This is a genomic window from Pseudomonas sp. B14(2017) (assembly GCF_002113255.1).
Classification (GTDB): Bacteria; Pseudomonadota; Gammaproteobacteria; order Pseudomonadales; family Pseudomonadaceae; genus Aquipseudomonas; species Aquipseudomonas putida_Z.
Window position 1 is genome coordinate 230152 of the sequence record NZ_NEJY01000004.1, and the last position, 25066, is coordinate 255217.

A 25066-nucleotide genomic window follows, 5' to 3' on the forward strand; every position below is an offset into this window, starting at 1 on the left:
ACGACGTCAGATCGAGAGCCAGCATGAAAAGAATAATTACCAAAGCCTCAGGCCTTGTCATCGTGTGCGCAACCCCACTGGCAATGGGGTTCACCTTCGAAACCGAAACCCTCAATGGCTCATTCGACTCCACCATCACCGCAGGCATGGGCCTGCGTACGGAGTCACGCGGTTGCAATCTGATCAACCAGGGGCCGACTGGGCACAACGTGCCCTCCGGCTGCCTGGCGCAGAGCTCCGGCGTGGCGGATCAGGGTGACCTGAACTACGATCGCGGCGATATGTTCACCAACTACCTCAAGGGTACCCATGAACTGTTGCTGAAGATGCCCGAGGACGTCACCTTCATGGCGCGTGGCACCTGGATCCGCGACTTTGCCGCAACGGATACCACAGGCACGCTGTCGTTTAACACGCCTGAAAGCGTCGGCAGCAACGGGCTCAGCGACGATGCCCGGGACGAGCTCGCCTTCAAGGCTCGCCTGCTGGACCTGTGGGTGAGCAAAGGCTTCGATGTTGGCGGGCAGCGGGTTCGCGCGCGCTTGGGTAATCAGGTGATCAACTGGGGCGAAAGCCTGTTCGTGGCTGGTGGTATCAATAACACCAACGCCTATGATTACCAAGCATTAGCGCGCCCTGGCGTGCAGCTCAAGGAAGCTGTGCTTCCGGCTCCGATGCTCAGCGTTGCCTCGGGCCTAGGCTCCGGGATCAACATCGAGGCCTACTATCAGTTCAGGTGGAACAAGAGCGAATTGCCCCCGGTGGGCAGCTACTGGTCCAACAACAATGCGCTGGGTGAAGGCAACAGGGATTACGGCTTCTCCGAAAAAGACGCCCGCGACAGCGGCCAGTGGGGTCTTTCGCTGCGCTGGCAGCCGGAGGACAGCGACATCAATTATGGCTTCTACGTGATGCGTTATCACGATAAGTTGCCGTCATTACGGGTCGCCATTCTTGACCCGAACACCTTTGCAGCAGCCCCGACCTGGGAATATCAGGAAGACCGCATGATGTATGGCATCAGTGCCAACATGCCAATTGGTGACTGGGCGGTAGGTACGGAACTGTCATATCGGCCGAAGGATTCGGTGATGCTCAACCCAGTCATCGACCTGTGCTCCAGCAATGGTGGCAAATGCTGGAAGGACGAAAAGAAATTTCAGTGGCACCTCACCGGCCTTTACAGCTTCACGCCTTCCAACTCCCCGACACTGCTCGACTTCACCGGCGCCAGCACGGGCACCTTGCTGTCCGAACTGGTGGTCATCAAATACCCAGGGCTGCATGATGAGGTCAATGGCGAGCTACTTGCCGCAGGGCTCAATACCTGGCAATTGGACCCAGCGACAGCGCCCAAGTCCCGGGGTGACAAGACCTCGTCGGGCATTAACCTCGACTTCAGTTTGACTTATGACGGCACGTTGCTGCCAGGCTGGCAGGTCACCCCAGGTGTGTTCTACTCGCGCTCGCTGGGCGGGCGAACGCCGAACCTGAGCGCGACCTTCACCGAAGACGCGAGCAGCATGAACCTGTACCTGAACTTCGTGCGAAATCCCGCCAGCTGGCAGATTTCCCTCAACTACGCGAAGTTCATGGGCGGCGAGACTCCCTACGATCAGCTTTATCGTGACCGCGATTATGTCGGCATCGCGATATCCCGCACTTTGTGAGGCCTGCCGTGAACGGTTCTGTAAAGCTATCTGAAGCCCCGGCTCGTGGCCTCCTGTCACGTGTCGAGGGTGTTCTGTTCGGGAATCGTCGGCTGGTGCTGGCGAGCCTGGCGTTATTCACGTTGCTCATGGGCTGGTTCGCCATGCAATTGCGCATGGATGCCGGTTTCGAAAAACAATTGCCGATTGGCCACGAATACATCAAGACATTCGAGGCCTACCGAAACGATCTGCTTGGGGCGAACCGACTGACTATTGTGGTCAAAGCCCGACAGGGCGACATCTGGAGCGCCCCAGGCCTGAAACGGCTGTACGACGTCACCCAGGCAGTGACTTTTCTCCCAGGTATCTCGCGTAGCAGCGTGCGTTCGATATGGACACCCAACGCCTTCGTCAACGAAATCACTGAAGAGGGCTTTCGCGCTGATCCACTGGTACCAGGGACGGTTACGCCCGAGCACCTGGATGATCAGATTATCGCGACGATCGCTAGCTCCACCGCACAGGGCGGCTTCATCGGCACGCTGGTCTCCCGAGATCAGAGTAGCGCGATGATCACGGTGGAACTCAACGAGTACGACACCCAAGGCGCCCACCTGGACTATGTCGCGTTCAACCATCGTCTGGAGAAAGAGATACGTCAGCAGTACGAAGACGGCAATTTTGAAATCCAGATCATCGGTTTCGCCAAGCAGATCGGTGACATCGCCGATGGAGCATCTGCGGTACTGGAGTTCTGCTTGCTGGCGCTACTGCTGACGGCGGGGGCGGTGTACTGGTATTGCCATTCGTTGCGCTTCACTTTGTTGGCGTTGGTTTGTTCGCTGGCTTCGTTGGTCTGGCAGTTCGGCAGCCTGCGTCTGTTAGGGTATGGGCTCGACCCGCTCGCGGTGCTGGTGCCCTTTCTGGTATTCGCCATCGGGGTTTCCCATGGCGTGCAGCAAATCAATTTCATCGTTCGCGAGATCGCGATTGGCAAGAGCGCCGAAGAGGCCGCGCGTTCGAGCTTTACCGGGTTACTCGTTCCCGGGACGCTCGCGCTGGTGACCGCACTGGTGTCCTTCGTGACACTGTTGTTGATCCCTATCCCGATGGTACGTGAGCTGGCTATCACGGCATCCCTTGGCGTGGCCTACAAGATCGTCACCAACCTGGTGATGCTGCCGTTGATAGCGTCCATGCTTCGCGTCGATGACAAATACGCTGCTGCGCAGGAATCCTCCCGGCAGCTGCGCACCCGTTGGCTACGTGGTCTCGCTCGACTCGCCGAGCCGCGCAAGGCGCAGTGGGTGCTTGGTGCGGCCTTGGTACTGTTCCTGGTGTCGATCTGGCAAAGTCACGACCGTGTGGTCGGCACGCTGCAGGCGGGCGCTCCGGAGTTGCGAGAGGACTCGCGTTTCAATCGCGATGCAGTCTCTATCGCCAGCAATTACGACATTGGCCTCGACTGGCTCAGCGTGGTTTTCGAAGTCAACAAGTCCGCTTCTGGTGAAGACGGCCAAGTGGCCTGTGAAGATGTAGCCTTGGGTCACTATCAGGATCGCTTCGTGTGGACCATGCAGGCGGTGCCGGGCGTACTCTCTGTCGCTTCCTTCTCGACCAACATGCGCCAGTTCAACGAGGGTTACAACGAAGGGAACCCGAAGATGTCAACCGTGCCCATCGACCCGATGAACTATGCGGCGCTGGCTACCGAGGTTGCTCGCACGCCCGGGCTGATGCGGACCGATTGCAGCATGTCAGCGGTACACCTTTATCTGGCCGATCACAAAGCCACGACCATCAACAAGGCGGTGGACACCGTGAAGGCGTTCCGCAGCGAGCAGCCGATGCCAGGCATTTCGGTTCGGCTCGCTTCCGGCAACGCCGGCGTTCTGGCCGCGATCAACGAGGAGGTGGAAAAAAGCGAAACTCCGATGCTCCTCTATGTCTATGCCGCCATCGCGCTGCTGGTGTTCGTCGTGTATCGCGACCTACGAGCGGTTTTGGTGTGTTGCCTGCCGTTGACCATCGGCACATTCATTGGCTACTGGTTCATGAAAGAGCTGCAGATCGGCCTGACCATCGCTACTTTGCCGGTGATGGTGCTGGCGGTGGGCATCGGCGTCGATTACGCCTTCTACATCTACAACCGCCTGCAGCTGCACCAGGCCCTCGGGCAACCAATCACCAAGGCGGTCGAACACGCGCTGCTCGAGGTGGGTGTCGCCACCATCTTTACCGCGATTACGCTGGCTGTGGGCGTGGCAACCTGGGCGTTCTCGGAGCTCAAGTTCCAGGCCGACATGGGCAAGCTGCTCGCCTTCATGTTCATCGTCAACATGGTTATGGCCATGACCGTGCTGCCTGCCTTTGCCGTCTGGTTGGAGCGGATGTTCCCGCGTAAACGCCCTGTACGCATGATCGGCACTTTGGTGCACTGAGGAGAAAAGCATGCGATTGATAGGTTTATTTACTGCGGTCATGGTCGCCGCAGCCCTGCCGTTGCTCCCGCTTCAGGCCGCGACGTTGGAAGCCGTACCGGCCACACTGTCGAGTAATGCGACGCAGGCCACCATGCTCGACGCCGCGTGGGCCGGGGCGCGTGCAGTTGCCGTTGGCGATCACGGGGTGGTGTTGTTATCAGACGATCAGGGCAAACAGTGGCGCCAAGCGCGCTCGGTACCGCTGTCCACACCGCTGACGGGGGTCTCCTTCGTAGATGCCAAGCATGGTTGGGCAGTTGGTCAGTGGGGCGCGATCCTTGCCACCGTCGATGGCGGAGAATCGTGGAAGATCCAGCGTCTGTCCACCGAAGAAGATCGGCCCCTGTTTGCCGTGCACTTCTTCAATCCCCGACAGGGTGTTGCGGTAGGCCTCTGGTCGTTGGTGCTGACGACCGAAGACGGGGGGCAGACGTGGGCCGAACAGCCGGTGCAAGCTCCCCCCGGGGCCAAGCGAGCTGACCTTAACCTGATGGGGCTTTTTGCCGACAACCGCGGCACCGTATATGCCACAGCGGAGCACGGTAAGGTGCTGCATTCTGACGATCACGGGAAAAATTGGCATTACCTGGATACCGGCTACGAAGGCACCCTGTGGTCGGGCGCGGTTTTGGCCGATGGGCGTCTGCTAGTGGGCGGCCAGCGTGGCACTCTGCTGCTGGGTTCTGTCGATGACAAGCGTTTTCGCAGAGTGCCAACGCAGGGCAAGGGTTCTGTCACTTCGGTTGCGGTAGCCGGTGCTCAGGTATTGGCAGTCGGGCTGGATGGGTTGAGAGTGCATAGCAGCAATGGAGGGGAGAGCTTCGAGGAAGCGCAGTCGGTTGATGGTGTGTCATTGACGGCTGCGCTGTTCAAATCCGACGGCAAGCCGGTTCTGTTTTCACGTCGCGGGGTAATGCCCTATCTTGAGTGAAGGGCTGGCCGGGTGTTATCAACCGGCCAACCCGCATTATGTACCTAGTGAGATGCGACTTCCATGAGCAGTACCCCATCCCCTTGGCCACGACCGTCGGAAGCTGTTCGTGAGCTCATGCGTAAAGGTGCCGAGCTCGCTCAGACACTGCCGCCGGAGTGGGTCGAGAGGCTTAATCAGGCGCTTTGCTCTTCACCGGAAGATGCCAAGCTGCTGGAGGACCCTGTGATCCTCGCAGCGTGCCGACGCGCAAACCGGGCGGAGTTGTTGCACTGGGCGAACGCGAATATGCAGCGTCCCGGAGAGCCGGTGCAACCCTACGTCTCGACCGACATGGTGGACACGGCCAGGGAGCTCGCCCGCAGAGGGATGTCCGAACTGCTGATGAATGTCGCAAGGTCGACGCAGAACACAGCCTGGGAACTGTGGATGAAAATGGCGTTCAGCCTGACGCAGGATCCCGTGGTGCTCGAAGAGTTCCTGAAGGTCTCGTCGCGGTCGATCTCGGAATTCATCGATAGCAACATGCGGGTGGTGACCCAGATCATCCTGGAAGAAAAGAGCGCCCAGTCCCATGACGACCCGATCGACAAACGCAGCCTGGTCAGTCGGTTGCTCGACGGCAGGGATATAGATGCGGAGCAGTTTGCCAGACGCCTGGGCTATAGTCTTTTACCAAAGCACTGTGCCTACCTGATCTGGAGCGAAAGCCCGGAAGCGGAGATCCGCCCCCTGGAGGATGTGGCGCGCACACTAGCTCAACTCACTGGCACGGTGGCGCCCCTGATAGTGTTCGCGGGGCCTGCTACCCTCTGGGTCTGGAGCAATGCAGCAAAACCGCTGGACTTGAGCATGCTGCAGGACATAGGTCGACAGTTTCCGAAGATCCGCGTGGCAATCGGCTCCCCGGGGACAGGTGTGAACGGCTTCCGTCGCTCACATATGGAAGCATTGACCACTCAGAGACTGATGGGCCGTTTGGCGGGAGCCCCCGCCGTTGCCACAATCGATCAGGTGCGGATGGTGTCACTGATGACCCAAGACGCCCGCGCGGCCAGGCAGTTCGTCTTGAGTACTCTGGGGCGGTTGGCCACGGAGCCTACAGTGCTGCAGCACTCGTTGCATGCTTTTCTCGCCAATGGCTGCAATATCACCCAGACCGCCGAAGTATTGGGTACTCATCGCAATACACTGCTGCGCCGGTTGGAGCGTGCCCAAGACCTGTTGCCGGTTTCTTTTGCCGACCATCGTATCCAGATTGCCGCTGCGCTTGAGCTGTTGTTCTGGAATACGCTTATGCCAAACGAATGTGATGGCTCCGTCCACCGGTAACACTACGCCATTGACGAAGGCACACGCGTCGCTAGCAAGCATGATCACCGGTCCAATCAGTTAGTAGAGTTGGCCCAAACGTCGTGTATGGCATTGAGCGGAGGGCTGCCTGCGTTGGTAATGTGCGTGCTGTTGATGGTGCAGTTACGTAGTTTTGCGAATGTTCCTGGCGCTGGTAATGGCGCCGTTCGGCTTGATGGTATGGTCATGGCGATTGTGCCGACTGGGACACCTATCCAACCGCATCACCTCAGAGTTTCAAGGGGCCTATGGCCTATGCGTTCATCGGCGAGCTTGCCATTGCAACGTTCATAACGTTGACCCTCCTACCAGTGCCTTATTGCTTTTGCTGCCGCGGGAGGATCGTCATGTTCGACGTCGACACGCTGGAAATCTAGAGGTGTTGCACAAGATGTAATAGGGTAGGCGATTGCATGGCAAATCGGCCATGTTCGTGGTGTCGCATCCAGACTGAAAGATGCCGACGCTGGCAATATCGATCACAAAGTTTCAGCCTTGGTAATAGTGTATTAGGTGCCTTTGCCAGTTTCCCGGTGCTTTATCGGGACATACCACAACACGTTTTTTTGCAGTTTCCAGAACGACACTGTCAAACCATTTCTCCATGAGTGTGCCATTCTCGAACCATTGACATAAAGCAAAGGTCGTTGTCGGAAAGCCGGAAATTGAACGTAGCTGTCTGATGTTTATGATAGTCATCAGAGGACCACCGCTTTTCATGGTGACGACGTCATTTCTAAACAAGTTTTTCATCCAGTACCTCTGTTGTGCTTGCAATTATCTGTGGGCGGCTTGCTACGCCTTGGAGAACGCAGGGGCTCAGGTCGCGACGCCTGCCGCCAAGACGTTTTAACGAGGCACGGCTGAGATCAGAAGCCGCATGGCCTTTTATGAGCCTAATGAGACATAATTGACTCATTAACGCCTCGAAGGTATCATTCGGGTCGTTTTCAATCAAGGCTGTGGTGAGTGATGGGCAAGAAACATGCGATAGGGATGAGTGGGCTGCTAGCCGCTGCGGTGGCGTTGGCCGGTTGCGGGGCGGGCGAGGAGCCACAGGCCGCCTCTGCAGCGGTTATGCCCGTGGAGACCGTGACGGTGACGACCGAACAGTTGGCGCTGGCCTCGACGTTGCCTGGCCGGGTCGAGCCGATGCGGGTAGCCGAAGTGCGTGCCCGAGTGGCCGGTATCGTCTTGCACAAACGCTTTGAAGAAGGTGCCGATGTAAAGGCCGGCGACGTGCTGTTCCAGATCGACCCTGAGCCATTCAAGGTGGCCCTGGCTCGCGCCGAAGGTGACCTGGCGCGTGCTCAGGCGGTACATCAAGAGGCTCAGGCGCGGGTCAAGCGCTACAAGCCCCTGGTCAAGATCGAAGCTGTCAGCCAGCAAGATTTCGATAGCGCCACTGCCGAGCTGCGCAGTGCCCAGGCCGCTGTGCGTACAGCACAGGCCGACGTGCAGTCCGCACGCCTGAACCTTGGCTATGCCACAGTAACCGCGCCCATTTCCGGCCGCATCGGTCGTGCCCTGACCACCGAAGGTGCGCTGGTCGGGCAGGGCGACGCCACGTTGATGGCGCGTATCCAGCAGCTTGATCCGATCTATGTCGACTTCACCCAGTCTGCCGCCGATGCCCTGCGTTTGCGTCAGGCGCTCAAGGAAGGTGCCCTGACAGGTGGCGAAGACAAGGCTCTGAGCGCCCAGGTGGAAGGCACCGACTATCAGCGCCAGGGCGCGCTGATGTTCACCGATGTGGCGGTCGACCGTGGCACCGGTCAGGTCACCTTGCGCGGGCGCTTCGACAACCGCGACGGCATCCTCCTGCCTGGCATGTATGTGCGTGTGCGCACCCCGCAGGGCACCGACCAGCAGGCCATCCTCGTGCCGCAACGGGCAGTGCAGCGTGGCAGCGACGGCATGGCACGGGTGATGGTCGTGGGGACCGACAACCTGGCCGAGGTACGCAGCGTGCGTACCGGCGTGATGCAAGGCTCGCGCTGGCAGATCAGCGAAGGCCTGCGTGCCGGTGACCAGGTCATTGTTGGCAGCCCGGCCGGATTGGCCCCTGGCATGCCCGTGGCGCCGGCTCAGGCGCAACAGGCCGCGGCGCACTAAGGCGAGGTTAGCGAGATGTCCAAGTTCTTCATCAATCGGCCGAATTTTGCCTGGGTCGTGGCGTTGTTCATTTCCCTGGCCGGCTTGCTGGTGATCCCGGCGCTGCCGGTGGCCCAGTATCCCAGCGTGGCGCCGCCACAAATTTCCATCACCGCCACCTACCCGGGTGCTTCGGCCAAGGTGCTGGTAGAGTCGGTGACCAGCATCATCGAGGAGTCGCTCAACGGCGCCAAGGGCCTGCTGTACTACGAGTCCACCAACAACTCCAACGGTGTCGCCGAGGTGATGGTGACATTTGAGCCAGGTACCCTGCCGGACATGGCCCAGGTCGATGTGCAGAACCGCCTGAAGAAGGCCGAGGCGCGCATGCCCCAGGCGGTGCTGACCCAGGGGCTGAAGGTGGAGCAGGCCAGTTCGGGCTTCCTGCTGATGTATGCCCTGACCAGTGCGACAGGTGGGCGCGACAATGTAACGGCGTTGTCAGACTATGCGGCGCGTAACATCAACAACGAACTGCTGCGCATACCCGGTGTGGGCAAGCTGCAGTTCTTTGCCTCCGAAGCGGCCATGCGCGTCTGGGTCGATCCGCAGAAACTTGTGGGCTACGGCCTTTCCATCGACGACATCGGCAATGCCATCCGTGGTCAGAACGTTCAGGTACCGGCTGGCAGCTTCGGCAGCACGCCGGGCGCCAGCGAACAGGAACTGACCGCGACCTTGGCCGTGCAAGGTACCCTGGAAACCCCGGAAGCGTTCGCCGCTATCGTCCTGCGTGCCAACCCGGACGGTTCCAGCGTACGCCTGGGTGATGTCGCGCGCATGGCCATCGGCAGCGAGAACTACAACCTGTCTGCGCGCCTGGATGGTAAACCGGCAGTGGTAGCAGCAGTGCAACTGGCGCCCGGGGCCAACGCCATCCAGACCGCGACGCTGGTCAAGGAACGCCTGGCGGAGCTTGCGCAGTTCTTCCCCGAGGGCGTCGAGTATTCGGTGCCCTACGACACCTCCCGCTTCGTCGACGTGGCCATCGAGAAGGTGATTCACACCCTGATCGAAGCCATGGTGCTGGTGTTCCTGGTGATGTTCCTGTTCCTGCAGAACGTGCGCTATACCCTGATCCCGTCGATCGTGGTACCGGTGTGCCTGCTCGGCACGCTGATGATCATGAAGCTGCTCGGGTTCTCGGTGAACATGATGACCATGTTCGGCATGGTGCTGGCTATCGGCATCCTGGTGGACGACGCCATCGTGGTTGTGGAGAACGTAGAGCGTCTGATGGCTGAGGAAGGGTTGTCGCCGGTAGACGCAACCATCAAGGCGATGGGGCAGGTATCCGGGGCGATCATCGGTATCACCATGGTGCTGGCAGCGGTGTTCCTGCCGCTGGCGTTCATGTCCGGCTCCGTGGGGGTGATCTATCAGCAGTTCTCGGTGTCGCTGGCGGTGTCGATCCTGTTCTCTGGCTTCCTGGCCCTGACCTTCACCCCGGCGTTGTGCGCCACACTGCTCAAACCGGTCGCACATGGGCATCATGAAAAGGGCGGCTTCTTTGGGGCGTTCAACCGCACATTCGCCCGCATGACCGAACGCTACTCGGTAATGAACAGTGCCCTGGTGGCCAGTGCCGGGCGTTGGATGCTGGCCTATGTCGGCATCCTTGTGGTCCTCGGTTACTCCTATGTACGAGTACCGGAGGCGTTTGTCCCCGCCGAGGACCTGGGTTATGGCATCGTCGACGTGCAGTTGCCGCCGGGTGCCAGCCGGGTGCGTACTGATCACACTGCACAGGCACTGGAAGGTTTCCTGATGTCCCGGGAAGCTGTCGCCAACACCATCGTCGTGACGGGTTTCAGCTTCTCGGGCCAGGGCGAGAATGCCGCGTTGGCATTCCCGACCTACAATGACTGGTCGTTGCGTGGCAAGGAGCAATCCGCAGCAGCTGAAACTGCCGTGGTCAATGAGCAGTTCGCCGCTAACGGCGACGGGGCCATTACCGCGGTCATGCCGCCGCCGATCGACGGCCTGGGCAACTCCGGTGGTTTCGCCCTGCGCCTGATGGACCGTGGCGGCCTGGGGCGCGAGGCGTTGCTGGCCGCCCGCGACCAACTGCTGGCCCGCGCCAATGAAAACCCGGTGATTCTCTACGCGATGATGGAAGGCCTGGCCGAGGCACCGCAGTTGCGCGTGCACATCGACCGTGAGAAGGCCCGCGCCCTGGGCGTGAACTTCGAGTCGATCAACAACACCCTGGCCACCGCCTTCGGTTCTGCGGTGATCAACGACTTCAGCAACGCCGGGCGCCAGCAGCGCGTGGTGGTGCAGGCCGAGCAGGGCGAGCGCATGACCCCGGAAAGCGTGCTGCGCCTGTATGTGCCGAACGCCCAGGGCGAGCAGGTGCCGTTCAGTGCCTTCGTCACCACCCAGTGGGAAGAAGGGCCGGTGCAACTGGTGCGCTACAACGGCTACCCGTCTATCCGTATCGCTGGCGACGCGTCGCCAGGCCACAGTACCGGCCAGGCCATGGCCGAGATGGAGCGCCTGGTCGGTGAGCTGCCGCCGGGGATCGGCTACGCCTGGACCGGCCTGTCGTACCAGGAGAAGGTCTCCAGCGGCCAGGCCGCCGGCCTGTTTGCCCTCGCCATCCTGGTGGTGTTCCTGCTGCTGGTAGCGCTGTATGAGAGTTGGGCGATCCCGCTGACGGTAATGCTGATCGTGCCGATCGGTGCGCTGGGCGCGGTGTGGGCGGTACTGCTCACCGGCCTGCCCAACGATGTGTACTTCAAGGTCGGCCTGATCACCATCATCGGCCTGGCGGCGAAGAACGCGATTCTGATCGTCGAGTTCGCCAAGGAACTATGGGAAAAGGGCTACAGCTTGAGTGCCGCCGCCATCGAGGCTGCGCGCCTGCGCTTCCGCCCGATCGTGATGACCTCCATGGCCTTCATCCTCGGCGTGGTGCCGCTGGCCATCGCCACTGGCGCTGGCGCGGCCAGCCAGCGCGCCATTGGTACCGGAGTAATCGGCGGCATGCTCAGCGCAACCTTGCTGGGCGTGGTATTCGTGCCGATCTGTTTCGTCTGGGTGCTGAAGCTGCTCAAGCGCAAGCCGGCCCCAATGCAACACGCTGTCGAGGTGGTGAATTGATGGTCATGGGTAAACTTGCAATGCCGTTGGCGCTGGCCTGTGCCCTGGTCGGCTGTTCGCTGGCGCCGACCTACCAGCGCCCCGAGGCACCGGTGCCGGCGCAGTGGGGCAATGCCACCGGGCAGCAGGGCCAGGCGGTGGCGCAGCTGGACTGGCAGGCGTTCATCCTTGACCCTACGCTGCGCCAGCTAGTCGGCACCGCACTGGGCAACAACCGCTCCCTACGCCAGGCCCTGCTCGATATCGAGCAGGCCCGCGCGCTGTATGGCATCCGTCGTGCCGATCGCGTGCCGGGGCTGAACGCCGGCGCTTCGGGCAATCGCCAGCACTTACCGTCGGACCTCTCCAGCGATGGCCGCGAAGGCGTCAACAGCACTTATCAGGTAGGGCTGTCGCTGCCGGAGTATGAAATCGACTTGTTCGGCCGCGTGAAAAGCCTGAGCGACGCAGCGCTCGAGCAGTATCTGGCAACCGAGGAAGTCAGCCGGGCTGCACACATTGCCCTGATCGCCGAGGTCAGCCAGGCTTACCTGACCCTCGATGGCGCCGAGCGTCGCCTGACGCTGACCCGCCAGACCCTTGGCAGTCGCGAAGACTCCCTGGCACTGGTCGGCCAGCGCCGCACCGTAGGCACCGCGACGGCGCTGGATCATCAGGAGGCATTGGGGCTGGTCGAGCAGTCGCGAGCGGAGCTGGAGTCCGTCCTGCGAGAGCAGCAGCAGGCGTACAACGCCTTGGTACTTCTGCTCGGTAGCGCCAACGCGGCCAAGGTGATCCCTGCCGAACGCCCCGAGGTTCCGATGCTGCTGCAGGACATCGCCCCGGGTGCGCCGTCGGCACTGATCGAGCGGCGTCCGGACATTCTTGCCGCCGAGCATCGACTGCGGGCGCGTAACGCTGATATCGGCGCGGCACGGGCGGCGTTCTTTCCACGGATTAGCCTGACCGGCAGCTTCGGTACCTCCAGTGCGCAGATGTCCGGGTTGTTCGAGGGTGGCTCGCGCAGTTGGGGCTTCATGCCACAACTGTCGTTGCCGCTGTTCGACGCCGGGCGCAACAAGGCTTCCCTGAGCCTGGCCGAGGCGCGCAAGGACTCGGCGGTTGCAGCCTACGAAGGCACGATCCAGACCGCCTTCCGGGAAGTGGCCGATGCACTTGCCGCCAGCGATACCTTGCGGCGTGAGGAGATCGCACGCGAAGCGTTGGCCGACACCAGCCGGGCGAGCCTGGCACTGGCGAAGGCTCGCTACGAGGGTGGTGTGGACAGCCATCTGCGGTATCTGGATGCGCAGCGCAACAGCTACCTGAACGAAGCGGCTGCTATCGATGCGAGTATCGAGCGGCAAAAATCTCTCATCGACCTGTTCCGCGCCCTTGGTGGTGGCTGGCCTGCGCGGGGATAGCTCATCGATCCTTTGGTTGGTCTGGCCAACCGCTTTTGCCCCTGAGTGATCAGGGGCTTTTTTTATCTGGGCATCGGTAAACTAGCGAGATGCCGCCACGGCGCCATTGAGGAACAGATTCTCGAGCGTCAATGCAGATGTCGCACTTGCCGCGCGACCGCGGCGTTCGGCATCGACAATTCCGTAGACCAGGCTCAGGAACATCTCGGTGAACACCGCAGCACTGATATCGATGCGGAAAAACCCGGCCTGCTGACCACGCAGGAAGTAGTCGTCCAGAGCGTCGGCATAGGCCCGCCAACCCTGGTTGGCTTCACTGCCGTCAAAGGTGTCCGGGCGGTACTGGAAGAGCAGGAACACCATCATTTCGCGATGCTTGAGATGCTCGGCGATCAACAGGCGCAATGCCGCCAGCGGTTCACTGTTTTCAAGATCGGCATCGGCGATCACTTGACGCAGAACTTGCTCGCCGTAACCTTCCAGCAAGCTGACCAGATTGTCTCTAGTACCGCAGAAGCGATGCAGGGTCGCCTTGCTGACACCGGCCGTTTCCGCCAACTCTTTCAGCGTGGCTCTGGGGTGGATAACAATTGCTGCGGCGAGTGCCTTGAGCAGACGTTCGTCGGTGGCTGAAAGGTTCATGGAAGATTCTCGGTACCTGAATCTGACCATTGTGCGGCAACAGAATCCAAAATGCATCATTTGAATTCTTTTGGATTCATATGGGACGGGACGCGGAACTGATAGATTATGGAGCTACAAAGGGCCGTTGGGCAGCGAACAAGAAGCATGAAGTGGAGTCCCCAATAGCTGGCGCACGGGCGGTTGTCCTTAAGGACTTATACATAAGGGGCGGCCTGATGGGGGAGCTTCCATCCTACGCTCACATGCTTTCTACTGACAGCTATCGACCCGAAGCTGTCCTTGACGAAGGGCAGAAATCGGTCATGAGTTACCTTCCGCGAAACGCGGCGCTATAACTTGATCGCCGGCTAAGCCGGTTTGGGCTTAGTCACCGGTCGACTAACCATCGTTCCAGCTTGATTCCAACGTGAAGAGGGGATAGCGTTTCGCCATTAAGCTGCAAAAGGAGTTGAGCATGGCAAACGCTGTTTCGGCCGGATGGCACGGGCATGACTATCAAGCTCGTTTTTTCTGGATTCATGCCTCCGCATTAAGAGATCCAGACCAGTCGCACGTTGTTGAGGTCTCCTATGAGGCTGATGGGCCAAAAGCGTTCGATGATGTAATTATTCGCTATGACCCTCCGCGGGCGAGCACTGGCCCCGTGCGGATCTCGGTGGATTACCATCAGATCAAATTCCATGTCACCGGCGCGGGACGATTCGGCTACGCGGATCTCATCGACCCTGCCTTCATAGGCGCCGAAACGGTGTCTCTTTTGGAAAGATTGAAGCAGGCAAAAGAGAGCGCCCCCCCGAACGCTGCTTTTCACCTCGTTACGATCGACAGTGTCAAAGACAACGATCCACTGGCTGAAATCATCTCGGCCGTGGACTATTCCCTGCGGCTAGACAAACTCTCGGTTGGGAAAACGGACGGCAGCAAAATGGGCAAGGTTCGCAAGTTGTGGCGCGAACACCTTAAGCTCGCATCGGATGATGAACTGATGAAAGTACTGGAAGGCCTACATATTGCCACCGCCCAGCGATCTCTGACCCAGCTACGCGATGACGTGAACCTTCGTTTCCGGGTAGTGGGTCTGATCAGTTGTCATGACAGTTCGGAATTTCGCTTCGACGCTGCTGCAAGGTCTCTCAAGAGCAAAGGGCTGTATCAGTTTACCCGTGAGCAGTTCGAAACTCTTTGCAAAGAGGAAGGTTGGGTTCGCTCCGAGCCACCTGAGAATCGCCTCAACGTAGCCCTTCGCTCATTCACAGATGGTCCAAACGATAGAATAGACGCGCTACCGGAAAACACTCTTTCACTCTTGCAGCACTTTGATGGCCGTCATCTCAGACCAGGCGAGGATTGGGCATCTGCGATCCAACCAGCTGTTGAGTCGTTCCTCGCGCGAATAAAGCAAGCGGAACGTCGAATTCGGCTTTTTCTGGATGTTCATACCTCGATCGCATTTCTGGCAGGACGCTGCCTCGGGTTGAAATCCGGCATGGAGGTAGAACTCGTTCAGAAGGGGCGCTCAGGTACCTCCGTTTGGAGAGCAGATGACGGCAAAGACAAGCCCGCGGCCTCTATCACGACTGAACAACTTCATGCTGGCCCAGACATTGCGCTCGTGCTGAGCATATCTCGAGATGCTGTGGACGATGTGCGGGATTACGTTGCCAAACAGCCGACGATAGGCAAGATTTTGCACATCACTCCGGCAGAGGGGCCCGGACAAAACGCAGTAGCGGGTGGAGCCCATGCCGCCCGTCTGGCTGATGATGTTGCCAGAGCAGTAGCCAAGATCCGTGTTCCATTCGGCGCTAAGATTCACGTGTTCAGCGCGGCACCGAATGCGGTTAACTTCTTCGTGGGTCAACACGTCGAAGCCATGGGCCCATGCGTTTTCTACGAGTTTGATTTCAACCGCCGTATCGACGGTAGCTACCACCCCACCTTCAAGGTTCAATGACATGGAACTCAAACCACAATTCACGGAGTTCCTTGCCGGAATTCGACCAACGATCCGGCTGCAGGAAGATTGGAAAATCGGGTCGAAAACCTTGCGCAACCGGCTCGAGGCGGATGAAAAACTCAAAGACATCGTCGTAGCTACCTTCCTGCAAGGCAGCGTTCGAAGATCAACAGCGGTCCGCCCCTTAGGAGAAAAACGCCCCGACGTTGATGTCGTGGTAGTAACGAATCTGGACTACAACCGACTGACACCGAAGGAGGCGATGGATCTGTTCGAGCCTTTTCTGGAGCGGTACTACAAAGGGAAATGGCGGCCACAGGGCCGCTCATTTGGAATTGAGCTTTCCTACGTGGATCTAGACCTAGTAATCACAGCTCTACCGAGCGACGGCTCAAGTCGTAGCCTCCTAGAACAGCTCTACCGGTCTCAATCTGTGTTGACCACCAACTCGCTCGAAGAAGAGGCCAGCTGGCGACTGAACCGCAGTTGGACACCACCTAGCGGCCTGCTTGGGAACGCCATGCTTTTCCAGGATGCACCTCAGGAGGAGTGGAAGCCTCATCCACTGTTTCTTCCTGATCGGGATGCTGGCAACTGGGGGCGTACTCACCCACTCGCGCAGATCCAATGGACTGCTGCGAAAAATCGTGCGTGCAACGGCCACTACGTAAACCTTGTACGGGCAATGAAGTGGTGGCGCCAAGAGAATGCAGAGCGTCTTCCTAAATACCCAAAAGGCTATCCCCTGGAACACATGATCGGGCATGTTCTGGCCGACGGTAGCACTTCAATGGCAACGGGCTTGGTTCAGACCTTGGAGAGCTTCATGAGCACCTGGTCTAGCTACAACCAGCTCAACATTGTCCCAACACTTGCGGACCACGGAGTACCAGAGCACAACGTTCTAGCGCGCTTGCCGATTGAGGATTTCAAGGCCTTCTACGCAGCAGTAGGGGAGGCAGCCAAGCTAGCCAGGAAAGCACTCAACAGCACAGATGCCCAAGAGAGCGGTCAGTTGTGGAGAGACTTGTTGGGGAGCAAATTCCCGTTACCGGGCCCAAGGGGTGGCGACAAGCCTAACGGCGGCTTTACCGCACCGACCCAGTCTGCCCAGCCGAACACTACTGAGCGGTTCGCGTGACCTCCCTCCAACTGATTACCCCCCCGGTCCTGCTGTTTGTTGTCGATGCCATCAACTGCGATGCACGCCTCGATACAGACAGCAGCTGGCGGCTGCACGCAGAAGGAGAATGGTCGCTACAATTTTGCGCGCGACTCTCTGTACCAGCGACCGAGTTCGTACCAAACGAATCAAGCTGGCACATGGTGGTTATGCCAACTGCCAATGGGGAGACAGCTCACATTTATCCGGATGCTGTTCACGGCATCACGTCTACATTTCCTCATCAAGACTACAATGGCAAAACATGCCCGCCGCGTCCCTGGAAACTTGGCAAACCATGTTTGGAAAAGCCTATCGCCGTTTTCAACCGTACTAGCTGGTCGAACGAGCCCCGCAACCTAGCCGAACGATTGCCCTGGTTACTACAGCGTTTGCTGAAGTGGCTTGACGCGGCTGCTAGCGGCTCTCTTAACGTTGCGGGAGACCCACTCGAACTGCCGGCACTACCTGGGCAATCCCTTTTCCCGCTATTGGGATTTCGAGAAGCCTCCGGCGGCATTTTGCAGTGGATACCACATCAGGGTAGATGGGGGTATGCAAGCATAAGCCAATTGCGGGGGGCGAATAGCACCCGGGTCATCACGAAATTCGAACGGCCCGACGGCGAAGTCATCAGGTCCATGGAATGGCCGGCCTCCATGCTGGGCAACGGGAAAAGCTGCGATGCCGTATGGCTTGTCCTACCTGAGATTCCAGTCATGCCTCCCTGGCAGGTTCCAGCATCGTGGCTGGAGTTGAGTGAATGGCTAGCCGCAAACCACATCAACCTTGGAGAGTTACTCGTTGAAATGGGGCGCGCCGTTAGACGAAATCCCCTCAAAGCCCCTCCGTCAATACTGCTACTCGGATTCCCTATCTCAGAGCAGGTTGGGCTAGCACCATCCCGAATGCACTGGTTCGCGACTAAATCACCCTCACTTTCCAATAAGAAATCACGAAGAAAGGGCTTCCGGTCCTGCGAGCACAACTACCGCTACTGGGATGCTGAGATTGCTACATCCAAAGACGCCTTGGAGTGGCAGCGAACAGCCAACTGGGCCACAGACCAGCTTCGAACAAGGGGGGCTGCCGAGAATGAGATGTGCAGACGTCGAGTTCTGCTCATAGGTGCAGGTTCCTTGGGAAGCTCAGTCGCGGAGAACCTCCTTCGAATGGGCGTTTGCGAACTAGGCATTCTGGATTTTGACTGGGTGATGATGGGCAATCTAAGTCGCCATTCGCTCTCCATGCACGCTGTCGGACACAAGAAGGCCATGGCCCTTGCCACGCACCTCAACGAGTGCATGCCCGACGCAAAGGTCCGGGCCTTTGATGCGGTGTTTCCACCTAACACCGAACAGGTGAAACAAGCAGTCAGAGGCTATGACATGGTTGTCGACTGCACAGGGGACGATGACGTACTGGATGCCTTGGCTTCGTTTGACTGGAAAAGTGAAAAGCTATTTGTGAGCCTAGCAATGACATGGCGAGCTGAAGGTCTTTTCGCGTATTCAGCCTCCGAATCAAGCTTTCCAGCTATAGATGCCAAGTCCCAATTTGCATCTTCTCCCAGCCCCACTATGAATGAACTAGACGCACAGATTGAAGGCATTGGGTGCTGGCATGCAGTTTTCCCTGCGACTGCTGATGATGTTCAGCTATGGGGGGCAATTGGTAGCAAATTCATCCGTAGAGCAGTTATGAATCCAGGACGGCGCTACGAGTATTTCCAACAGATGCCGGACGGCACAATCGAGCTAGTGAAATGAACTACCCAGCTCCATTGTCATTTGTGAGTTCTAGTGACTCATACACAGTGACCATTGAAGCCGAAGTTTTAAGCCAAATGGTGAGTGACTGCATACGAGCAGGGACACATGAAACAGGTGGCATACTAATCGGAAAATACAGTAGCGACGGAAGTATCGCCCTAATTTCGGAGATTACGTCGCATCCCAAGGACTCGATCAGTAGTTCGGTTACCTTCCAACGTGGAATCATCGGGCTTAAGGAGTTGCTTGCCGAGCGTTGGAATGAAGGATCTCACTATATTGGAGAGTGGCACTATCATCCTGGTGGCTCACCGGAGCCAAGTGCCCCCGATATACGAGCAATGCGGTCTATCGCCACAAACTCGAAATATTCGTGTCGTGAACCCATTCTAGTCATATTAGGTGGAACCCCTCCGGAAGTAGTAAAGCTGAGCGCTACAGTGTTTCCCGTCAATGGTCCAAGCGTTAAATTAAGACAGTCCATTAATATTTGAACGGTCACTCATCACTGAATCCCTACTCGCCCTGTCAATGACAGCACCTAAACCCCTCACGTCACAAGGCATGAGCGTGAATGCAAGGATGGCTGATCATGGATTAGGGAAACTATTCGCGGCTGTCCTCTTTGGGTCGAAAGCGGTCATCCTCGAAGGATGTCGTCAGTAAGGTCAATGCTCCCCCGCATGCAGGTTACTCATGGGCCACCTGCATGCGGTATCACCTAGTCAGCCGTCTATTTTCTCTCCTTGACCATGAAGCTAAGAACGATGGTCAGCACGGTAGCCAAGCAAAGCATGAATGCCATGCCCATCAAGCCGGCGCTGAAGGATCCAGTGACATCCTTGAGCCAGCCGACTGCGTAAGGTCCTACTAAGCCACCAAGGCTGCCAGTCGCGTTGATGAAAGCAATACCCCCAGCGGCGGCTTGCTTGCTCAAAAATGTCGACGGGATGCTGTAGAAACAGGTCCGCACGGAGCAGAGTCCAATCAATGCTACTGTGAGCCCGAATAGAGCTGGAAGTAAGTCACTGTAAACCACAGAGAAGATGAAGCCAGCCGCGCCCGTGCCGCATGTCAGCGCAAGATGCAAAATGTAACGTCTTTTACGGGCGAGCAGTTTGGCCCAAATCAGCATGGCTGCACTGGCGATCAAATAAGGGGCAGCGGAGATCCACCCAATCTGCATATTTGTCAAGTTATGGCTCTTGAGGATCTGTGGAAGCCAAACGCCGATGCCCAAGATACCAATGATGTAGCTGAAGAGAATTGCTGCGAGCAACCAAACCCTCGGATCCTTGAGTGACTGTTTGAAACTATGAGCGCTCTTGGATTCATGTTCGGCATCGAGAACTGCCAGTAGAGCCCGCTTCTCCTCGGGTGTAAGCCAGTGCGCGTCAGCTGGCCTGTCCGCCAGTAAGCGCAAACACAAGAGCCCCAAGAAACAGGCCGGGAGACCCTGCAAGACAAGCAACCACTGCCACCCTGCAAAGCCCCAGATACCATCCATTTCCAACATTGCGGCAGACAAGGGGCCGCCGAGCACGGAGGACATTGGAATCGCGAAAAGAAACCAAGCCATGACCTTCGTGCGGTAATGAGCGGGGAACCACAACGAAAGGAAGAAGATCACGCCAGGAAAGAAACCTGCTTCGGCAATTCCGGCAAGTAACCGAATCACGGCATAGCTGGTTGGGCCTTGTGCAAGGGAGGTGGCGGCGGCAAACAGTCCCCACGTAATCATGATTCTCGCAAGCCAGCGACGTGCACCGTATTTATAGAGTGCCAGATTACTAGGCACCTCAAATATACAGTAGCCTAAGTAGAAGATACCTGCGGCAAAGCCAAATTGCGACGCTGTGAGCCCGAGATCCTCGTTCATTGTTAGTGAAGCGAATCCTACGTTTGTACGATCCAGATAGTTGAAGAAGTAAGCAAGCGCTAGAAGCGGTATAAGTCGTATTGCGGCTTTTTTGCACGCGTGTATTTCGGCAGGATCTCTTTCCTGTGCAATGGGTAAGGTCAGGGTTGTCATTTAGGTAGCCATTATTTTTGTAGGGGCAGGGCCGCGCAGCATAGAGCAGAGAAGACGGTCAGTGCCAAAACCTTTTAGCCATGGCCTGCCATAACTTTACGGCATGCTCGCGCCATGCTTAATTGGTATCGTTACTTATGAAAACAAAGCATTTGCTGTTTTCCTTCTGTTACTTATCCTTCTGGGCTACCTTTACATGCCATGAACATAAGATATGGGTGTTTTCAAGACCAACCATGGACTGTGGTCCCCAATATCTTGAAATTCATGCTTGGGATGGAACTGAACACCAAACGCTAGGCTTCTGAAGCGCCGGGCATGTCATGGCTCTGGAACAGCCAATGGAGATGGTCGATGCCAATTCGAAATTCGCAAATCGGGCTTATGCCATCTGCTAAGTTCCGCTGAAGGGTCAGGTTTTTCCAGTACTTGGTGATGACATCTGGTTAATGCCCAGGGCTTTCTCACACCGCTTAGCTACCGTGCGGGTTTGCTAGGCGGTTTTTTTCGTCGGTTGTATAAGGATGGGCAAAGGGCAGGGCTCGCTAGCTATGCTCTCCGCTCACTCGTCCCCGGGCTGGTTGAGTGATGCTCGGATGGATTCTGCGAGCGACAGGAGGATTGGAGCATACCGATCGATGACTCCTTCGGGAGCTTCGACCGTTGAAAGGCTGATGTTCAGAGCGTGTGTCTTGTAGACCGGGTGGTTCAGTGGGGTAGCGATAGCGATGACTTCAGGCTGCCATGAAGCAACGCAATAGCCGTTGTTTTCTACATCGGTAATCGCGGCCTCGATATCTGATATGAGCTGTCCAGCTCTGGCTTCGCATCGTCTTGATCTGAACAGCTCGATCAGGGGCCGTCGTTGCGCGTCGTTCAGGATCGAGAGATAGGCTCTACCCAAGGATGTCATTTCCATGGGCAGCCGCTGGCCGGTCAGTACGTTTCGCGGAGATTTGCGTTTACTAAAACGTATCGACTCGAGGTAAATCATCTCGTCGCCGTCCGCTGCGGCTAGGCCAACATTCACTTGGTGGTCTCGCGCCACCTGGGCCATCAGAGGCGTAGCGACTTGAAGCAGAAAGCTGCCGTGGTACATGGAGTGAGCCATGCCAAGTACCGAAGGCGCTAGCCTGTAGCCTCTGGAAATACTGTCGAAATCCAGGAAGCCAGACCTTACGAGGGTCTGTGTAAGCCTGCTGACAGTGGACTTTGATAGTCCGGTGATCTCGCTCAGGTCCCCATTGGTCAGATGTTCGCTGCCAGGTCTGAAGGCGCGAAGAATATCTAGCCCGCGCTCCAGCGAGCGATTGAGCGGTGCCTTGCCTTGCCCGGGAATGTGAGGGGAGGTAAGGCCGCTCTCGCCATGTTCCAATAGGTGGAACGGTCGCGTTGTCATGAAAATCACTCTCCCTCAGATTGGAATCAAGCTTGGCTCATTGCTGGGCGGTCAATCAACCGAATAATAAGAGAGGCACCGCATGACGACTTCCCCGGAATTGTCGACTCCGATCGACCTTACCGTTGCTGACGGTATCGCAACCCTGACGCTCAACCGTCCAGAGGCACGTAACGCCATCAGCGATGAAATGCGATCGCTGCTCATCGAGCACCTTGAGCATGTCGCGGCGGACAGCAGCATCAAAGCGCTGATCCTGACCGGCGCTGGCAAAGGGTTCTGCGCCGGCGGCGACATCAAGGGCATGCAAGCCCGAATGAGTGCACCGGCCGGTTCGGTAGCTTTCAACGGCTGGAAGCGTCAGCAGCGCGTCCACCATGCAGTGTCTCTGCTCCATAACCTGCCTAAACCCACCATCGCTGCAGTCAATGGCGCGGCAACCGGACTGGGATGCGACATGGCGCTGAGCTGTGACTTCATCATCGCCTCCGAGCAAGCCTCGTTCGCTATGAGTTACATCGCGCGGGGCCTGATCCCTGATGGCGGTGGTTTGTACTTCCTTCCACGCCGTGTAGGGCTGAGTAAAGCAAAAGAGTTGATCTTCAGCGGCCGCACCGTTTCGCCACTCGAAGCACAGCAGATCGGGATGATCGATCGCGTAGCACCGCATGAGAACCTTCTCCCTGCAGCTCAGGATTGGGCTCAGCAGATCTCTGCTGGCTCGGCTACTGCTCTGGCGCTGAGCAAGTCGATCCTCAACAACACCTTTGAGCTGACTCAGAGCCAGATCTTCTCCATGGGCAGCCAAGCCCAGGGCATCTGCTACACCTCCAGCGAGCATCAGGAGTCGGTTGCCGCCTTCCTTGCTCGCAAGGCAGAGCGGAGCTAAATCATGGACCAAATTGCACGCCTCCTCAGCCCTGCCAGCGTTGCCGTCATCGGCGCATCGGGTGATGCTCGAAAAACCTCCGGCCGTCCCATCGCATTTCTTCGCAAGCACGGCTTCGAGGGCCGGCTGTACCCGGTGAACCCGCGGTACGAGGAAATTGATGGATTGCGCTGCTACCCCTCCGTGGATGCTTTGCCGGAAGTACCGGATGTCGCGATCATTCTGCTTGGTCCAGAGCGGGCGAACCAGGCTGTTGCCGATCTCGCTGCGCGCGGCTGCCCAGCAGCGATCGTACTGGCGGGTGGTTATGGTGAGACCGGCACAATCGGGGCTCAACGGCAAGAAGAGCTCAAGGCGGCTCGAGGCTCGATGAGAATCCTTGGCCCTAATACCATCGGGCTGGTTAACCTCACGGAGCGCGTGACCCTCTCTGCAAGTGGTGCATTGGACATGGACCAGTTGCTCCCCGGCCGCGTCGCTGTGGTTTCTCAGAGCGGGGGTATCCTGGGCGCGCTTCTTTCTCGCGGTGTCGCTGCTGGAATTGGCTTCTCGAAGCTCATTTCTACCAGTAACGAAGTAGATCTCGACGTTGCAGACTTCGTCGACTACCTAGCTGATGACCCAGCCACATCGGTCATTGCGCTGTACATCGAAGGACTGCGCGACAGCGAAAAATTCACTCGAGCAGCTCGCAAGGCCCGCAGTGCTGGTAAGCCAGTTGTGGTTTACAAGGTAGGACGGTCCGAGGCAGGTGCTCATGCGGCCAATTCGCACACCGGCGCACTGGCTGGCTCTGACGACCTGTACTCCGCTTACTTCAAGCAGCTTGGCGTGATCCGCGCCGAAACCTTCGCGGATTTGCTCGATATCCCCTTCGCGTTGGCAAGCGGAAGATCAATGAATGGCCGTCGAGTGGCGATCCTGACCTCGACCGGTGGAGCTGGCACACTGATCGCTGACAACCTGGGCATGAGCGGTTTCGAAACACCTGCGCCTGGGCCGGAAACTGCCGAGAAGCTGCGTAACTTGGACATCGGTGACCAAGCGGTGCTCGATCGTAATCCCATCGATTTGACCCTCGCAGGCTTGCAGCCAGAGTTGATGCGCAGCGCCATCGGCATTCTGCTCGACAGCGATGACTATGATGCTGTGGTCACCGTAGTTGGCTCATCGGGTGTCGCTCAACCTCATTTGATGGCGGACGCTATCCGCGACAGCCTAGCTAGTTCGGATAAGCCGGTCTTGGCCTACGTCAGTCCTCACGCCCCCGCAGCAGCTCAGCGTATCAACGGCTCCGGTGGTGTTGCGTTCAACGCCCCTGAGAGCTGCGCCAGCGCGCTCAAGGCTTTGGTCATGAGCGGTCAGGGGAGCTCGGCTAGTGCGGCCGATATAGCCCCGTCAGCGGCAGCAGCTAGGGTGGAAGAACTGCCAAGTGGTCCGCTTGATGAAGAGCGTAGCAAGCGCTTGTACGCGGGCTTTGGCATCACGGTCACTCGCGAACTGGTGGTGAAGAGCGGGCAGGAGGCAGCGCAGGCTGCGAGCGAACTTGGCGGGCATGTAGCCTTGAAAGTGCTCTCGGAACTGATCCCGCACAAAAGTGAAGTGGGTGGAGTAGCGTTGCATCTTACTTCGGACACCATCGGGGATCGTTTGGAGCGCATGCGCGATGAAGTCGGCGGGCATGTCGGCTTCACCCCGGAGTCGTTCCTGGTCCAAGAGATGGTCACTGGTGGACAGGAGCTGATCCTCGGCTTCCATCGGGACCCTCAGCTCGGCCCAGCGCTGCTGCTCGGAATGGGAGGCGTCACTGCGGAGCTTTTCCAGGATACGACCTTGCGTCTTCTGCCTGTGAGTGAAGACCAGGCCCGGGAAATGCTGTGTGAACTGAAAACCTACCCGCTATTGGATGGCTTCCGCGGCATGCCAAAGGCAGACGTCGACGCCGCAGCAAAATGCATCGTGGCGTTTTCGCAAATGGCCATGCAGCTCGGCGACCGATTGGTCGAGGCTGAAATCAACCCGCTCCTTGTTCGTCCTGCGGGTAGCGGGGTCATCGCTCTAGATGGCTTGACAATCATCGCGTGAAAAGAATGGCTGTTCCATTCTGTGGAACAGCCTCTTTGACCTCG

The 25066-nt window shown here is 58.1% G+C and carries 17 protein-coding genes; 13 read left to right on the forward strand and 4 right to left on the reverse strand.

Annotated elements, in window-relative coordinates:
* The first annotated feature begins 23 nt into the window (after window positions 1-23).
* The 4 genes from CAG34_RS05675 to CAG34_RS05690 all read left to right on the forward strand — a co-directional run bounded on the left by CAG34_RS05675 (window position 24) and on the right by CAG34_RS05690 (window position 6398).
* Window positions 24-1670, forward strand: coding sequence for a DUF1302 domain-containing protein (locus tag CAG34_RS05675; RefSeq protein ID WP_342588101.1), 1647 nt, complete (start codon window positions 24-26; stop codon window positions 1668-1670).
* An 8-nt stretch (window positions 1671-1678) separates the two neighbouring features.
* Entirely contained in the window at window positions 1679-4093 is a 2415-nt protein-coding gene (locus CAG34_RS05680; protein ID WP_085588666.1) for an RND family transporter, read from the forward strand.
* Window positions 4094-4103: 10 nt separating this feature from the next.
* Window positions 4104-5066, forward strand: a complete 963-nt coding sequence (locus tag CAG34_RS05685) for a YCF48-related protein (RefSeq protein ID WP_085588668.1) — start codon at window positions 4104-4106, stop codon at window positions 5064-5066.
* Window positions 5067-5183: 117 nt separating this feature from the next.
* Window positions 5184-6398 (forward strand): CdaR family transcriptional regulator, encoded by a 1215-nt coding sequence (locus CAG34_RS05690; RefSeq protein ID WP_085588670.1) that lies wholly within the window; start codon window positions 5184-5186, stop codon window positions 6396-6398.
* 510 nt (window positions 6399-6908) lie between these two features.
* On the opposite strand, the gene CAG34_RS29385 is transcribed toward CAG34_RS05690, so the two are convergent.
* Entirely contained in the window at window positions 6909-7172 is a 264-nt protein-coding gene (locus CAG34_RS29385; protein ID WP_085588672.1) for a DUF2158 domain-containing protein, read from the reverse strand.
* Between the two features lie 219 nt (window positions 7173-7391).
* Here CAG34_RS29385 and CAG34_RS05700 point away from each other — a divergent pair, with 219 nt between their 5' ends.
* From CAG34_RS05700 to CAG34_RS05710, 3 genes are read left to right on the forward strand one after another with little or no spacing between them, the layout of a single operon-like run.
* On the forward strand, window positions 7392-8534 hold the full coding sequence (locus CAG34_RS05700) for a MexC family multidrug efflux RND transporter periplasmic adaptor subunit (protein WP_085588674.1): 1143 nt from the start codon (window positions 7392-7394) through the stop codon (window positions 8532-8534).
* 15 nt (window positions 8535-8549) lie between these two features.
* Window positions 8550-11678: an efflux RND transporter permease subunit gene (locus tag CAG34_RS05705; protein ID WP_085588676.1), complete on the forward strand. Its 3129-nt coding sequence runs from the start codon at window positions 8550-8552 to the stop codon at window positions 11676-11678.
* Complete coding sequence (locus CAG34_RS05710) at window positions 11678-13081, forward strand: efflux transporter outer membrane subunit (RefSeq protein WP_085588679.1); 1404 nt, start codon at window positions 11678-11680, stop codon at window positions 13079-13081. Before CAG34_RS05705 ends, CAG34_RS05710 begins: the two co-directional genes overlap by 1 nt.
* Window positions 13082-13162: 81 nt before the next feature.
* Here the strand turns inward: CAG34_RS05710 and CAG34_RS05715 are convergent, their stop codons facing one another.
* A complete protein-coding gene (locus tag CAG34_RS05715) occupies window positions 13163-13723 on the reverse strand; it encodes a TetR/AcrR family transcriptional regulator (protein WP_085588681.1) in 561 nt (186 codons plus the stop codon).
* Window positions 13724-14180: 457 nt separating this feature from the next.
* On the opposite strand from CAG34_RS05715, the gene CAG34_RS05720 reads away from it, so the two are divergent.
* From CAG34_RS05720 to CAG34_RS29390, 4 genes are read left to right on the forward strand one after another with little or no spacing between them, the layout of a single operon-like run.
* A complete protein-coding gene (locus CAG34_RS05720; RefSeq protein WP_085588683.1) occupies window positions 14181-15680 on the forward strand; it encodes an SAVED domain-containing protein in 1500 nt (499 codons plus the stop codon).
* 1 nt (window position 15681) lies between these two features.
* Window positions 15682-16824, forward strand: coding sequence for a hypothetical protein (locus tag CAG34_RS05725; protein ID WP_085588686.1), 1143 nt, complete (start codon window positions 15682-15684; stop codon window positions 16822-16824).
* Window positions 16821-18614: a ThiF family adenylyltransferase gene (locus tag CAG34_RS05730; protein ID WP_102085095.1), complete on the forward strand. Its 1794-nt coding sequence runs from the start codon at window positions 16821-16823 to the stop codon at window positions 18612-18614. Before CAG34_RS05725 ends, CAG34_RS05730 begins: the two co-directional genes overlap by 4 nt.
* Window positions 18611-19111, forward strand: a complete 501-nt coding sequence (locus CAG34_RS29390; protein ID WP_085588690.1) for a Mov34/MPN/PAD-1 family protein — start codon at window positions 18611-18613, stop codon at window positions 19109-19111. Before CAG34_RS05730 ends, CAG34_RS29390 begins: the two co-directional genes overlap by 4 nt.
* A 239-nt stretch (window positions 19112-19350) precedes the next feature.
* Here CAG34_RS29390 and CAG34_RS05740 read toward each other — a convergent pair whose 3' ends face one another.
* Window positions 19351-20649, reverse strand: a complete 1299-nt coding sequence (locus tag CAG34_RS05740) for an MFS transporter (RefSeq protein ID WP_085588692.1) — start codon at window positions 20647-20649, stop codon at window positions 19351-19353.
* 562 nt (window positions 20650-21211) lie between these two features.
* A complete protein-coding gene (locus CAG34_RS05745) occupies window positions 21212-22048 on the reverse strand; it encodes an IclR family transcriptional regulator (protein WP_085588751.1) in 837 nt (278 codons plus the stop codon).
* A gap of 82 nt (window positions 22049-22130) precedes the next feature.
* Here CAG34_RS05745 and CAG34_RS05750 point away from each other — a divergent pair, with 82 nt between their 5' ends.
* Window positions 22131-22937 carry an enoyl-CoA hydratase/isomerase family protein gene (locus tag CAG34_RS05750; protein ID WP_085588694.1) on the forward strand — a complete coding sequence of 269 codons (807 nt, stop codon included), beginning with the start codon at window positions 22131-22133 and terminating at the stop codon, window positions 22935-22937.
* 3 nt (window positions 22938-22940) lie between these two features.
* Window positions 22941-25022 (forward strand): acetate--CoA ligase family protein, encoded by a 2082-nt coding sequence (locus tag CAG34_RS05755; protein WP_085588696.1) that lies wholly within the window; start codon window positions 22941-22943, stop codon window positions 25020-25022.
* Window positions 25023-25066: the final 44 nt, after the last annotated feature.

Excerpts from the sequence above, each read along its gene's own strand:
- CAG34_RS05675 (WP_342588101.1), top strand. The coding sequence starts at position 24 with ATGAAAAGAATAATTACCAAAGCCTCAGGCCTTGTCATCGTGTGCGCA.
- CAG34_RS05685 (WP_085588668.1), top strand. The coding sequence starts at position 4,104 with ATGCGATTGATAGGTTTATTTACTGCGGTCATGGTCGCCGCAGCCCTG.
- CAG34_RS05690 (WP_085588670.1), top strand. The coding sequence starts at position 5,184 with ATGCGTAAAGGTGCCGAGCTCGCTCAGACACTGCCGCCGGAGTGGGTC.
- CAG34_RS29385 (WP_085588672.1), bottom strand. The coding sequence starts at position 7,172 with ATGAAAAACTTGTTTAGAAATGACGTCGTCACCATGAAAAGCGGTGGT.
- CAG34_RS05700 (WP_085588674.1), top strand. The coding sequence starts at position 7,392 with ATGGGCAAGAAACATGCGATAGGGATGAGTGGGCTGCTAGCCGCTGCG.
- CAG34_RS05705 (WP_085588676.1), top strand. The coding sequence starts at position 8,550 with ATGTCCAAGTTCTTCATCAATCGGCCGAATTTTGCCTGGGTCGTGGCG.
- CAG34_RS05710 (WP_085588679.1), top strand. The coding sequence starts at position 11,678 with ATGGTCATGGGTAAACTTGCAATGCCGTTGGCGCTGGCCTGTGCCCTG.
- CAG34_RS05715 (WP_085588681.1), bottom strand. The coding sequence starts at position 13,723 with ATGAACCTTTCAGCCACCGACGAACGTCTGCTCAAGGCACTCGCCGCA.
- CAG34_RS05720 (WP_085588683.1), top strand. The coding sequence starts at position 14,181 with ATGGCAAACGCTGTTTCGGCCGGATGGCACGGGCATGACTATCAAGCT.
- CAG34_RS05725 (WP_085588686.1), top strand. The coding sequence starts at position 15,682 with ATGGAACTCAAACCACAATTCACGGAGTTCCTTGCCGGAATTCGACCA.
- CAG34_RS29390 (WP_085588690.1), top strand. The coding sequence starts at position 18,611 with ATGAACTACCCAGCTCCATTGTCATTTGTGAGTTCTAGTGACTCATAC.
- CAG34_RS05740 (WP_085588692.1), bottom strand. The coding sequence starts at position 20,649 with ATGACAACCCTGACCTTACCCATTGCACAGGAAAGAGATCCTGCCGAA.
- CAG34_RS05745 (WP_085588751.1), bottom strand. The coding sequence starts at position 22,048 with ATGACAACGCGACCGTTCCACCTATTGGAACATGGCGAGAGCGGCCTT.
- CAG34_RS05750 (WP_085588694.1), top strand. The coding sequence starts at position 22,131 with ATGACGACTTCCCCGGAATTGTCGACTCCGATCGACCTTACCGTTGCT.
- CAG34_RS05755 (WP_085588696.1), top strand. The coding sequence starts at position 22,941 with ATGGACCAAATTGCACGCCTCCTCAGCCCTGCCAGCGTTGCCGTCATC.